A 12,550-nucleotide genomic window follows, 5' to 3' on the forward strand; every position below is an offset into this window, starting at 1 on the left:
CCTGGCCGACGTGGTCGCGCGCGATCACGTCAAGGGGCCGAGGCGGCGCGTCCGCGCCCGGATGTGGGCATGGAGGTGCTCGGACCGCTCCTGCGCGTCGATGACCTCGAAGGCCGCCCGCTCGACCGCCCGGGTCATGTCGCCCATGGGCCACCGGTAGGCCGTGGTCGCCGGGTGCGGGAAGGCCTCCAGGCGCGGCCCGGTGAAGAAGGAGAGCAGGAGGGAGCCACCGTCCTCCAGGACGGTGCGCACGGTGGACAGGGCCGTCGGGAGCTCCTCGGGGCCGAGGTGGATGAGTGAGTACCACGCGAGCACCCCGGACCAGCGTTCCTCGGAACCGGCGAGATCGGCCAGCGCCGCCCGCCGGAAGGTCACGCTCGGATGGGCCCGCCGCGCGATCTGGACGAAGCGGTCCACGGGCTCGAGGCCCTCGACCTCGTGCCCGAGGTCGGCGAGTCGTCCGCTCCAGCGCCCCGTCCCCGATCCGACGTCGAGGATGCGGCCTCGAACCGTCTTGGCCCACGGCTCGATCACCGCGCGGTCGGGGTCCTGCAGGGAGACCACGGAGCCGAGCATCCCGGCCAGCTCGGCCGCTCGCGTGCCGTAGGCCCTCGCCACCCCGTCGTCTGTCATCCCTGCCTCCCGCTCGCCGTCGTCCGCCTGGTCGAAGGGATCCTTGCGACCCGCACGCCATACCGTACGACGGCCGGCACTGCTCCTGTGCTCGCCGGCCGGGATGCCCGGTCGCCGGCTACTACAATGGGTAAGAAATTTCGGCCGTGCCGGCCCGACCGGCCGCCGGACCTCGACGGGAAGGGAAGACACGGCATGCGTATCGCGGTCGGAGCACCGGGCAACGGGGCGGTCCTGAAGGAGGCGCTGCGGGCCTTCCTCGAGGACGACCCGCGGGTGAGCGAGGTCGTCGACCTGTCGACCGCGGACATCACCTACCCCGAGGTGTCCTTCCAGGTCGCCGAGGCGGTGCGCGAGGGCCGCGTCGACCGCGCCGTGCTCGTCTGCGGCACCGGCCTGGGGACGACCATCGCGGCCAACAAGGTGCCGGGCGTGCGGGCCGCGACCGCGCACGACCTGGTGACGGTGCGCGGCTCGGTGGAGAACTACGACGCCCAGGTGCTGTGCATGGGGCAGAACGTCATCGCTGCACCGGCGGCGACCGCGCTGCTGGACGTGTGGCTGGACCTGCGCCACGACCCGGCCGGCAGCTACGCACCCAGGCTGGAGGAGATCACCGCGCACGAGGCGCGCTGACCCCGCACGGACGGGACGTCACGAGGCCCGCACCGCCGAGATGGCGGTGCGGGCCTCGTCGGGTGCGGTGGACCGGTGGTCAGTCGACCACGCGGGCACCGACCGTCGAGAGCGCCTGGGCGATGGCGACCCGGTCCGGCCTGACCGAGCTCTTGTGCTTGACGAACAGCTGGGCGACCTCGCTCCCGGTCACCTCGAAGGTCGCCTGCCCCAGCCCCAGCTCGCTGAAGACGTCGTAGAGCGCCTGGAGGGCCTCGCGCACCTCGCTCTCGGAGCGCACCCCCTCGACCGCGAAGGTGGTGGAGACGATGGGGTCCTCGGTCTCGTCCATCAGATCCTTCCGTTGAACGCCTGGAGGGCGGAGTCCTCGCGGGTGCCGCCACGACCGTCGCCGTACTCGGCGTAGTCGGCGATCCACCGGATCGAGCGGACCCACTTGACGTGCTTGTAACCGTGGTTGGACTCTACGCGCATCCGCGCCGGACCGCCGAGGTGTATGTCGACCGGTCGACCGTTGCGCTCGTAGGCCAGGATGGTGTCCGCCTCGTAGACCGTCTCCAGGTCGTAGGCGGCGTAGAAGGGCTCTCGAGGCCGGTTGTCGTACATCTTCTGGGCCAGCCCGTAGGACTCGACCAGCACGTAGTTGGCACCCTCCGGACGCTCCGGGAGCAGGTCCACCAGCCGCACACCGGTCCAGCGGCTGGTGGCCGACCAGCCCTGCATGCAGGTGTGGGTGGCGATGTAGGAGACCTGCGGCAGCTCGCGGATCTCGTCAAGGGTGAGCTCCCGGCTCGTGCCGGTCAGCCCGTCCCCGACCGCGATGGTGTAGCCCGCCCAGTCGTTGTCCCGGGCTGCGATCCACTCCGGGGACTCCTCCTCGGTCGGGGGCAGCCCGTTGGTCCAGTGGAACTCGGAGATGTCCTCGTCGGTGTAGGTCGTCTGCTCGGCGCTGCGCGGCCGCATCCAGTTCAGGAAGATGCGGCGCCCGATCTCGGTGGTGGGCACCAGGAACTTGTGGGCGCGGACGCGGTCGGCGAGCGTGAGGTAGCTCAGCGCGATCCAGAAGAGGACCACCGCCACGATGGTGGACACGATGATGACGAAGGCCTGCGCGTAGCGGGCGGTGTCGACGTCGCCGAACACCATGTGGACCAGGTTGTACTCGCGGTGCACCAGAAAGACGAGACCGACGTGCATGACGACGAAGCCGGCCATCAGCACCATGCCGATGAAGTGGAGGGACCGGGCGCCCTGGTGACCGCCCCAGAACTTCACGTACCACGGGTAGCGGGACCGGATCGCCGGGGCCATCGCGACGCCCGTGAGCATCATGAAGGGCGCCAGGACGAAGATGACGAAGGTGTAGCCGAGCATCTGCAGCGCGTCGTAGGGCTGGTAGTGCTCGATGGAGGGCGTCTGGAAGGACACGTACATCTTCAGCGACTCCCAGGCCTCGGGGACCACGTCCCAGGAGGTGGGCACGATGCGCCGCCACAGGCCGGTGCCGAAGAGCAGCCCGACGTAGATGATGCCGTTGAGCACCCAGAGCATCACCGACAGGCCGTGCCAGTGCCGTCCCAGGCCGACGTTCTCCCGACCCGGCAGGCCGATCAGCGGGGAGAGCGACTTCTCGTCCATGAGCGAGGTGTAGACGCCCTCCTCCTTGGGCAGCTGGCGCCGGGTGAACCGCAGCCACTCCGTCCCGGGGGCGCAGTCCTTGCGCCACCACAGGCGGGGCAGCGAGGACAGGATCTCCCAGCCCGAGCGCAGCAGCATGCCGATGAGGACGAAGTTGATCAGGTGCGAGGCGCGCAACCACAGGGGGAAGTCGGGGTTCATCGTGGCTTTCTCCGAGGCTAGGGGGGCTCGACGAGCCCAACTCCTACGGAGTGTAGTTGAAATAGCGGATTCTGACGAACCGTTCCCGTCGTGCGTGTCGGTGCCGACCGCACGCCGCCTGGCGATCAGGACCGGTCGAGCTCGTCGTCGACGAAGACGTGCGTGGAGACCCGCAGGCCGGCCAGGGTCATCAGCACCCCGCTGGCCATGAGGAGGATGAGCACGAGGGTCCAGTCGTGGGTGAGGTCCCGGATGATGCCGACGGTGAACGGGCCGACGGCCGCGAGCACGTAGCCCACGGGCTGCACGAACCCGGAGAGCTGCGCGGTGACGCGCGGGTCGCGTGAGCGGGCGGTGATCAGCGCGATGGCGGTCGGGAAGGCGAAGCCGGACAGGCCGAGGATGACGGCCCACAGCCATGGGAGGTGGGCGGGGGCCAGCAGCAGGCCGGCGTAGCCGGTGATGACGAGCAGCCCGAAGGCCACCATCCAGGGCGCCAGCGTGCGGGAGCGGGCGATCACCGTAGGCATGATCAGGCCTCCGACGATCCCCAGCGCGGTGAGCAGCGACATCAGCACTCCGGCGTAGGTCGCCGACAGGCCGGCGTCGCGATAGATCTGCGGCAGCCAGCCGAACTGGACGTAGGCGTTCATCGCCTGGATCCCGAAGAGGGCGGTGAGGGCCACCGCGGTGGGCGAGCGCCAGAGACTGACGGGGGTGCTCGAGGCGCCGGCGCGGTGGTCGGCCGGGTCTCCGTGCTCGCGGCGGGCGATGAGCACCCACGGGACCAGGGCGCTGACGGCGACCACGCCCCATACCCCCAGGGCCGCCCTCCAGCCCAGCGCCGAGGCGTCGCTGACGGGGGCGGCGAGGGCGGCCGCGACCGCTCCGCCCAGGGTCAGCCCGCTGCCGTAGAAGGTCATCAGGCGGACCCCGCCGTCGTGGGCGTGCCGCTTGATCCAGGCGGGCACCAGCACGTTGCCCAGCGCCATGCCCCCGAGTGCGAGTGCGGTGGCGAGGAGGAAGAGGGCGACCGACGAGGTCGTGGCACGGGCGACCAGCCCCACGACGACGGCGGCCAGCCCGAGGCTGATCCCCGCGGTCATCCCGACGCGCCGGGCCAGTCCGACGGCCAGGGCCCCGAACGCCCCGAAGCACAGGCCGGGCAGCGCGGTCACCAGACCGGCCGTGCCCGGGCTCATGTCCAGCCCCGCGCGGACCTCGGCCAGGACCGGTCCCAGCGACGAGGCGCCCGGACGCAGGTTGACCGAGATGAGGACGACGGCCAGCAGGGCGAGACCGGCGCCGACCCCGTCGCGTCCGATGCCGGAGCCCCGGCGGCGGGGCTGGTCCGGGGGCGACGTCACCCGGGTAGTCCTATCACTCTGACGCCAGCCCAGCCGCATCGGGGCCGGCCCGGACGGGCCCCGCTGCACCCACGCTCGGCTCCGCGCGGTGAACCGTGCGCAGCCGGGGATGCCGTCAGCCGCGCAGGGCGTCGATGACGGCGTTGAAGGTGGCCGAGGGGCGCATCGCAGCGGCGACCTTCTCCTCGTCCGGGTGGTAGTAGCCGCCGAGGTCGACCGGGGAGCCCTGCACGTCCAGCAGCTCCTGGGCGATGGTGTCCTGCTGGGCCGAGAGCTGCTCGGCGACGGGGGCGAAGCGCCGGGCCAGCTCGGCGTCCTCGGTCTGCTCGGCGAGGGCCTGCGCCCAGTACAGGGCGAGGTAGAAGTGGCTGCCGCGGTTGTCGATCTCGCCCAGCCTGCGCGCCGGGGAACGGTCCTCGGTCAGCACCCGCTCGGTGGCGCGGTCCAGGGCGTCGCCCAGCACGCGCGCCCTGGGGTTGTCGTCGCGCTCGGCCAGGAAGCGCAGCGACTCCGCGAGCGCGAGGAACTCGCCCAGGCTGTCCCAGCGCAGGTAGTTCTCCTGCTGCAGCTGTTGTACGTGCTTGGGTGCCGAGCCGCCGGCGCCGGTCTCGAACAGGCCGCCGCCGTTCATCAGCGGCACCACCGAGAGCATCTTGGCGCTGGTGCCCAGCTCCAGGATCGGGAACAGGTCGGTGTTGTAGTCGCGCAGCACGTTGCCGGTCACCGAGATGGTGTCCTTCCCCTCGCGGATGCGCTCGACGGACAGCTTCGTGGCCTCGACGGGGGAGAGCACCCTGATGTCCAGCCCATCGGTGTCGTGGTCCTGCAGGTACTCCTCGACCTTGCTGATGAGGTTGGCGTCGTGCGCCCGGGCGGGGTCGAGCCAGAAGACCGCCGGGTCGCCCGTGGCCCGGGCCCGCTTCACCGCCAGCTTGACCCAGTCGCGGACCGGCTCGTCCTTGGTCTGGCAGGCGCGCCAGATGTCGCCGGCGCAGACCTGGTGCTCCATGAGCACGGTGCCCGCGGAGTCGAGGACCTGGACCGCGCCGTCGGCGACCATCTCGAAGGTCTTGTCGTGCGAGCCGTACTCCTCGGCCTTCTGGGCCATCAGGCCGACGTTGGGCACCGAGCCCATCGTCGTCGGGTCGAAGGCGCCGTGCGCCTTGCAGTCCTCGATCACGACCTGGTAGACGCCGGCGTAGGAGGAGTCGGGGATCACCGCGATGGTGTCGTCCACCTCGCCCTTCGGTCCCCACACCTTGCCGCCGTTGCGGATCATCGCGGGCATGGAGGCGTCGACGATGACGTCGCTGGGTACGTGCAGGTTGGTGATGCCCTTGTCCGAGTTCACCATCGACAGGCGGGGCAGCTCGCGCAGGCGGCCCTCGATCGCGGCGCGCACCTCGCCCGCGTCGTCGCCGAGCGCGTCGAGGCCGGCGAGGATCCCGCCCAGGCCGTCGCTGGAGGACAGCCCGGCGGCGTCGAGCTGGGCGCCGTACCGGGCGAAGACGTCGGCGAAGAAGACCTCGACGGCGTGGCCGAAGATGATCGGGTCCGACACCTTCATCATGGTCGCCTTCAGGTGCAGGCTGAAGAGCACGTCCTCGGCAGCGGCCGCCGACACCTGCTCGGCGAGGAAGGTGCGCAACGCCGAGACCTGCATGAAGGTCGCGTCGACGACCTCGCCGGCCAGCACCGGCAGCGACTCCTTGAGGATGGTCCGGGTGCCGTCCGCGGCCACGTGGCTGATGGTCAGCGTGTCCGGCGCCGGCATGATCACCGACTGCTCGTTGGTGGCGAAGTCGTGCTCGCCCATGGTCGCCACCCGGGTGCGGCTGTCGGAGTCCCAGGTCCCCATCGAGTGCGGGCGGCTGCGGGCGTAGTTCTTCACCGCGTCAGGGGCCCGACGGTCGGAGTTGCCCTCGCGCAGGACCGGGTTGACCGCCGACCCCTTGAGCTTGTCGTAGCGGGCACGGACCTCGCGCTCCTCGTCGGTGGCGGGAGACTCGGGGTAGTCGGGCAGGTCGTAGCCCTGGGCCTGCAGCTCGGCGATCGCCGCGCGCAGCTGGGGCGCGGAGGCGGAGATGTTGGGCAGCTTGATGATGTTGGCCTCCGGCGTCGTCGCCAGCCGGCCGAGCTCGGCGAGCGCGTCGGGCCGGCGCTGCGCGTCGGTGAGCCGCTCCGGGAAGTGCGCGAGGATCCGGCCGGCGAGCGAGATGTCCCGCGTCTCCACGTCGATGCCGGCAGCACCGGCGAAGGCCTCGACGACCGGCTTGAGCGAGTAGGTCGCCAGCAGCGGTGCCTCGTCGGTGCGCGTGTAGATGATCGTGGACACGGGTGGGTCTCCTGCGTGACGTCGGGGCGGGGGCTGTCGAGGACGAGGCTACTAAACGGGGCATGCCGAGCCGTCCGTGCCGCCGCGGGTGGTCGCCAGCCGGCGCGCCCCGGCGGCTAGACTGGCTGCGACGATTCGTAGTACACGGAGGTGGCGGCAGTGGCGACGGAGCAGACCAGGCCCGTGGTGGTCGGGGCGGACGGGGGTGGCACGGACGGTGCGGCGCTGCGCTGGGCGGCGATGCACGCGAGGACGACGGGCCGACGGCTGCTGGTGGTCCACGCCAGCGAGCCGGAGGCGCTGGCGGCACGGGCCGCCGGCGCGGGAGCACCGGACATCACGATGCTGCTGGAGGCGGAGGAGACCCGGGGCGAGCAGATCCGGGACCGGGTGGAGGCGCTGGGCGAGGAGTTCGGCATCCAGGCCTCGGTGGTCGTGGAGCGTGGCTCGCCGGTGCGCGCGCTGCTGGAGCACCAGCAGGAGGCCTCGGTCCTGGTGGTCGGCACCGGTCGCAAGGGGCCCCTCGAGGAGTTCGTCCTCGGGACCACCTCGATCGGCGTGGCGGCGCACGCGACGGTCGCCGTGGTGGTGGTCAACCCCGAGGTCGACGTGGACTCGCTCGTGCACGACCGGATCGCCGTGGCGGTCGACGGCAGCGACGACAGCCGGGTGGCGGCGCGCGCCGCGGTCGAGTACGCCGCGGTCACCGGCAAGAAGCTCGTGGCGCTGAGCACCTGGTACCTCGAGGTGGTCGACGGCTACGTCGTCACCGAGCCGGACAGCCCCGAGTGGCAGAAGATCGAGGAGGACCGGCGGGCCGTCCTGCAGGACGCGCTGCGCCCGGCGCTGGAGAAGCATCCCGGTGTGGACGTCGAGCTGGCGGTGCGCCGCGGCCCGGTCGTCAGCTCCGTCGTCGACCTGTCTCGCGAGGTCGACCTGGTCGTCATGGGCAGCCGCGGCATGGGAAGCGTCCGCGGCAGGCTGCTCGGCTCTGTCTCCCAACGCGTGATGCGCTCGGCGGCCAGCCCCGTCGCGGTGGTCACCGCCACCCGTCGCTGACCGGCCTCAGCCCCGGTCGGACAGCGCCTCGGCCGCGCGCTCGGCGAGCGTGGCACCCGCACCCTCGAAGACGTGGACGACCACGTCGGCGCCGAGCTCGACGAAGGACGAGACCTCGGAGTCGTAGCCAGCCACCACGGCGACGACGCCGGTGTAGCCGCTGGCCACGAGCTGCTCCAGCGCCAGCCTGCTGGCGCCGTGGAAGGGCATGGCGAGGACCACGATGTCCACCTGGTGGGACGACTCCAGGCGGGACCAGAAGTCGCCGTCGGCGGCGTCGGCCTCGACGATCGCCAACCCGTGGGCCTGCAGGTCCTCGACCCGGTGGGTGCGGTTCTCCACGCCGAGGACCTCCAGCCCGTAGGTGTCCTGGAGCTGGTCGTAGGCAGCGTGCCCGATCCGCCCCATCCCCATGACGACCGCCCGGGCCGTGCCGAAGGAGATCGGCCGCTCGTGCGGGTGCACGTCCTCGGGCGGGTGCATCGGCATGATCCGGCGTGCCAGGGCCAGCACCGTGTCGGAGCGGGCGTTGACCAGCGTGGCGAGCACGAAGCTGCCCGCCACCGCCACCGACATCACGACCAGCCAGCTCTCCTCGAGCAGACCGCCGGAGACGGCCGCGGCGACGACGATGAGACCGAACTCGGAGTAGTTGCCCAGCAGCAGCCCGGCCTTGACCGAGGTGCGTCGCCGCAGCCGGTGCCGGTCGAGCAGCCAGACGTAGATGAGCACCTGCACCGGCAGCAGGAGCAGCATGGCCAGGCCCAGCCCGACCGTCGAGGTGGTGGCCGGGCCGCCGTAGCCGATCGAGATGAAGAACCCGACGAGCAGCAGGTCCTTCAGCGTGAAGAGCTGGTCGGACAGTTCGCCGGCCGCCCGGTGGCCGGCGAGCAGCATACCGACGACCAGGGCGCCGAGGTCGCCCTCCAGACCGACCGCGTCGAAGGCGGCGAAGCCGCCGAGCGCCAGGGCAAGACCGTAGAGTGCCTGCAGCTCGCCGGGACGGATGTGGCCCCAGATGCGTCGGGCGAGCCAGCCCAGCGGCAGCAGCGCGAGCACGAGCGGCACGGACCACGGGCTGGGCAGGCGCTCCTCGGCGGTGGCGATGAAGACGACCGCCACGATGTCCTGCATGACGAGGATCCCGATCGCGACGCGCCCGTAGAAGGTCTCCAGCTCGTTCTTGTCCTCGAGCACCTTGATGACGAAGACGGTGGAGGAGAAGGCCAGCGCGAAGGCGATGAGGACGAGGGTGCCGGGCGCCAGGCCCGCCAGCAGCGGGTAGCCGACGAGGGCCAGCAGCCACAGGAAGCCGGTCCCGGCGGCGACGGAGAGCGCGACGTGGCCGACCGTGGTGACCCACACCTCTCGGGAGAGCAGGTTGCGCACGTCGAGCTTCAGGCCGATCCCGAAGAGCAGCAGGACCACGCCGAGCTCGGCGATGAAGTCCAGGTAGGGCAGCTCGCGGACGCCCGCCGCGGACAGCACGAAGCCGGCGACCAGGAAACCGAGCAGCGCGGGCAGCCGCAGCAGCGAGATGAGCAGGCCCGCGGCGAAGGTCGCGGCGAGGAAGAAGGCGACGTCGCCCACGGTCACCTCCTCGTGCCGGCCGGTCCGGCCCTGCCACCGATTCTTCCATCGTCGGGCGTTGCCGGTATGCGGTCGCTCAACCCTCGTGCAGGAGCTGCCCGAATCGTCGCACGAGTGCCGCCCAGGCCGCGTGCAGCTCGTGCTCGCGCTGCCGGAGGGCCGTCACGGTCGCCCGCTCGCTCGGCGAGGGCGCAGCGTGCCCCCAGCCCTGGACCACCTCGGCGGCGGCCTCGGGGTGGAACTGCACGCCCCAGGCGCGCGGCGCGTACCGGGCGGCCTGCACGGTGCCGTCCGGGGAGCTGCCCAGGGCGACCGCCCCGGTCGGCAGCTCCACGACGACGTCGTCGTTCCAGTGCAGCACGTCGCTGCCGGGTTCCAGGGCGCAGGTCAGCGGGTCCCCACGGCCCGGGACGGTCGGCCCCCAGGGGAGCAGGCCGCGGCTCGGCCCGTGCGGGTTGGGCGTGACCCGTCCACCCAGTGCGACAGCGGCCATCTGGTGGCCCAGGCAGACGCCGAGGAAGGGCAGGCCGGTGGCCACCGTCGTGGCGATCAGGTCCCGCACCGGAGCCAGCCAGGGGTGTGCCTCGTCCTGGGTGGCGCCGGCCTCGCCGCCGAGCACGAGGAGGCCGGAGCGACCGCGCACCCGACCCGGCACCGGAGCGCCCCGGTGCGCCTCGAGCACCTCGCAGCCCACGCCCTCCTCGGCGAGCCAGCGCCGCGCCGGGCCGAGGGGGTCACCGTCGTCCTGCTGGACGACCAGCACCGTCGTCCTGCCGGGCGCCCCGGCCGCCTCCTGGGGGGTCACCGCTCCCGCTCAGCCGGTCGCGTCGGTGACGCCCTTGGCGCCGAGGGACGCGTCGTCGCCGCCGGCCGAGGCCTCGGTGGGGTCGGTCACGTCCTGCGGCACCACCTGGTGCCGCTGCAGCTGCCCGGAGGCGATCTGCTCCGCCCAGTGGCAGGCCACCCGGTGCGAGTCCGGCACTCCCGGCAGCTCCACCGTCCTCAGCAGCGGGCGCTCGTCGTCGCACCTCGTCTCCTGGCGCCAGGGGCACCGGGTGTGGAAGCGGCAGCCCGACGGCGGGTCCGCGGGGGAGGGCAGGTCCCCGACCAGGAGGATCTGCTCACGGGTGTCCTCCACGACCGGGTCGGGGACGGGGACCGCGGACAGCAGCGCGCGGGTGTAGGGGTGCAGCGGCTCGGCGTAGAGGTCGTCGGCGTCGGCCTCCTCCACGAGGGCCCCGAGGTACATCACCCCGATGCGGTCGCTGATGTGCCGCACGACGGCCAGGTCGTGCGCGATGACCAGGTAGGTCAGCCCGAACTCCCCCTGCAGGTCCTCCAGGAGGTTGATGACCTGGGCCTGGACGGAGACGTCCAGGGCGCTGACCGGCTCGTCGGCGACGATCAGCTCCGGGTCGACCGAGAGTGCGCGGGCGATGCCGACCCGTTGTCGCTGGCCGCCGGAGAACTCGTGCGGATACTTGCTCAGCGCGTTGCGGGGCAGGCCCACGGCAGCGAGAAGCTCGACCAGCCGTCCCCGGGCGGCGGCGCCGTCCTTGGCCAGTCCGTGCGCCCTCATGCCCTCGAGCAGGAGCTGCTCGACGGTCTGGCGCGGGTCGAGGCTGCCCAGCGGGTCCTGGAAGACCATCTGCATGTGCTGGCGCTGGGCGCGCAGCGCCTCGCCCTTGAGCGAGGCCAGGTCGGTGCCGTCGAAGTCCACCTCGCCCTCGGTGAGCTCCTCGAGCTGCAGCAGCGCCCGGCCGAAGGTCGACTTGCCGCAGCCGGACTCGCCGACCAGACCGTAGGTCTCCCCGCGCCGGATCGTCAGGTCCATCCCGTCGACGGCGTAGACGTGGCCCACGGTGCGGTCGAAGACGAGTCCCTTCTTGATCGGGAAGTGCACCTTGACGCCGCGGGCCCGGACGAGGACGCCCTCGCTCGCGGCGGGGGCGGTCCCCTCCTCGCGCTCGGTGGTGGTCATGCCGGGTCCTCCTCGGTGCTCGAGGTGTCGGTGCTCGAGGTGTCGGTGCGAGCGTCGTCGTCCAGCGGGTGCGACTCCAGCGGGTTGTGGCAGCGCAGCAGCCGGTCGGCCCCGAGGTCCTCGCGGTCGGCGACGAGCTCGGGGGTGCGCTCGCGGCACACCGCGATCTCGTTGGCGCAGCGGGGTGCGAAGGCGCACCCGGAGTCCCAGGGGATGTTGTCGGCGACCGACCCGGGCACCGGCGTCAGCCGGCGCCCGCGCTCCTCGGTCAGGCGCGGGATGGAGGCCAGCAGGCCGCCGGTGTAGGGGTGCCGGGGCGCGGCGAAGAGGTCGTGCCGCTGGGCCCGCTCCACGATCCGACCGGCGTAGAGGACGTTGACCTCGTCGCACAGCCCGGCCACGACCCCGAGGTCGTGGGTGATCATGATCAGCGCCGTCCCGCTGTCCTGGACCAGCTCCTTGAGCAGAGCCAGGATCTGGGCCTGGATCGTCACGTCGAGGGCGGTCGTCGGCTCGTCGGCGATGAGCAGCCGCGGCTCGCAGGCCAGCGCCATGGCGATGAGCGCGCGCTGACGCATGCCGCCGGAGAGCTGGTGGGGATACTCCTTGAGCCGCCGGGTGGGGTCGGGGATGCCGACCTTCTCCAGCATGACCGCCGCCTGCTCCTGCGCGGGGCCGCGCTTCATCCCCTTGTGCCGCTGGAGCACCTCGGCCACCTGCACGCCGATCGGCACGACCGGGTTGAGCGAGGACAGCGGGTCCTGGAAGATCATCGCCAGGTCCTTGCCGCGGCGGTCGCGCAGCTGCGCGGTCGACATCGACAGCAGCTCCTGCCCGGCGAAGGTCACGCTGCCGGTGACGGTGTTGCCGCGGGCCGGCAGCAGCCCCATGATCGCCAGCGAGGTGACGGACTTGCCGCACCCGGACTCGCCGACGAGGCCGACCGTCTGGCCGGGCGCGACGTCGAAGCTGACACCGTCGACGGCGCGGAAGCTCTTGGCGCCGCGGCCGAAGGTGACGGCCAGGTCGCGCACGGACAGCAGCGGCTCACGCGGGGCGTCGGAGCCTCCGGGGTATGCGGTGGTGCTGGGCTGGGCGCTCACGTGTCCT

General features: G+C 72.0%; 11 protein-coding genes. 2 read left to right on the plus strand and 9 right to left on the minus strand.

Annotated features, from left to right (window positions below; genetic code table 11):
* Window positions 1–24: 24 nt before the first annotated feature.
* Window positions 25–633: a class I SAM-dependent methyltransferase gene (locus DV701_RS17210; RefSeq protein ID WP_114930154.1), complete on the minus strand. Its 609-nt coding sequence runs from the start codon at window positions 631–633 to the stop codon at window positions 25–27.
* Between the two features lie 195 nt (window positions 634–828).
* On the opposite strand from DV701_RS17210, the gene DV701_RS17215 reads away from it, so the two are divergent.
* Window positions 829–1,269 carry an RpiB/LacA/LacB family sugar-phosphate isomerase gene (locus DV701_RS17215; RefSeq protein ID WP_114930156.1) on the plus strand — a complete coding sequence of 147 codons (441 nt, stop codon included), beginning with the start codon at window positions 829–831 and terminating at the stop codon, window positions 1,267–1,269.
* 79 nt (window positions 1,270–1,348) lie between these two features.
* Here DV701_RS17215 and DV701_RS17220 read toward each other — a convergent pair whose 3' ends face one another.
* The 4 genes from DV701_RS17220 to DV701_RS17235 all read right to left on the minus strand — a co-directional run bounded on the left by DV701_RS17220 (window position 1,349) and on the right by DV701_RS17235 (window position 6,810).
* A complete protein-coding gene (locus DV701_RS17220; protein ID WP_114930158.1) occupies window positions 1,349–1,600 on the minus strand; it encodes a hypothetical protein in 252 nt (83 codons plus the stop codon).
* A complete protein-coding gene (locus DV701_RS17225) occupies window positions 1,600–3,108 on the minus strand; it encodes a molybdopterin-dependent oxidoreductase (RefSeq protein WP_114930160.1) in 1,509 nt (502 codons plus the stop codon). Before DV701_RS17225 ends, DV701_RS17220 begins: the two co-directional genes overlap by 1 nt.
* A 125-nt stretch (window positions 3,109–3,233) precedes the next feature.
* Window positions 3,234–4,475 carry an MFS transporter gene (locus tag DV701_RS17230; protein WP_228255098.1) on the minus strand — a complete coding sequence of 414 codons (1,242 nt, stop codon included), beginning with the start codon at window positions 4,473–4,475 and terminating at the stop codon, window positions 3,234–3,236.
* A gap of 115 nt (window positions 4,476–4,590) precedes the next feature.
* On the minus strand, window positions 4,591–6,810 hold the full coding sequence (locus DV701_RS17235; protein WP_114930162.1) for an NADP-dependent isocitrate dehydrogenase: 2,220 nt from the start codon (window positions 6,808–6,810) through the stop codon (window positions 4,591–4,593).
* A 159-nt stretch (window positions 6,811–6,969) separates the two neighbouring features.
* Between DV701_RS17235 and DV701_RS17240 the strand changes: the two genes are divergently transcribed.
* The gene (locus DV701_RS17240) at window positions 6,970–7,869 is read left to right on the plus strand and encodes a universal stress protein (protein WP_162803109.1); all 900 of its coding nucleotides are present in this window, start codon (window positions 6,970–6,972) and stop codon (window positions 7,867–7,869) included.
* A gap of 6 nt (window positions 7,870–7,875) precedes the next feature.
* Here the strand turns inward: DV701_RS17240 and DV701_RS17245 are convergent, their stop codons facing one another.
* The 4 genes from DV701_RS17245 to DV701_RS17260 form a co-directional block, all read right to left on the minus strand.
* The gene (locus tag DV701_RS17245) at window positions 7,876–9,459 is read right to left on the minus strand and encodes a cation:proton antiporter domain-containing protein (RefSeq protein ID WP_114930167.1); all 1,584 of its coding nucleotides are present in this window, start codon (window positions 9,457–9,459) and stop codon (window positions 7,876–7,878) included.
* A gap of 76 nt (window positions 9,460–9,535) precedes the next feature.
* Window positions 9,536–10,264, minus strand: coding sequence for a type 1 glutamine amidotransferase (locus DV701_RS17250; RefSeq protein WP_114930169.1), 729 nt, complete (start codon window positions 10,262–10,264; stop codon window positions 9,536–9,538).
* A 9-nt stretch (window positions 10,265–10,273) separates the two neighbouring features.
* Complete coding sequence (locus tag DV701_RS17255; RefSeq protein WP_114930171.1) at window positions 10,274–11,440, minus strand: ABC transporter ATP-binding protein; 1,167 nt, start codon at window positions 11,438–11,440, stop codon at window positions 10,274–10,276.
* The gene (locus DV701_RS17260; RefSeq protein WP_202863578.1) at window positions 11,437–12,543 is read right to left on the minus strand and encodes an ABC transporter ATP-binding protein; all 1,107 of its coding nucleotides are present in this window, start codon (window positions 12,541–12,543) and stop codon (window positions 11,437–11,439) included. The genes DV701_RS17255 and DV701_RS17260 overlap by 4 nt, the downstream gene beginning before the upstream one ends.
* Between the last annotated feature and the right edge of the window lie 7 nt (window positions 12,544–12,550).

This window comes from Ornithinimicrobium avium, assembly GCF_003351765.1.
In the GTDB taxonomy this organism is placed as follows: Bacteria; Actinomycetota; Actinomycetes; order Actinomycetales; family Dermatophilaceae; genus Ornithinicoccus; species Ornithinicoccus avius.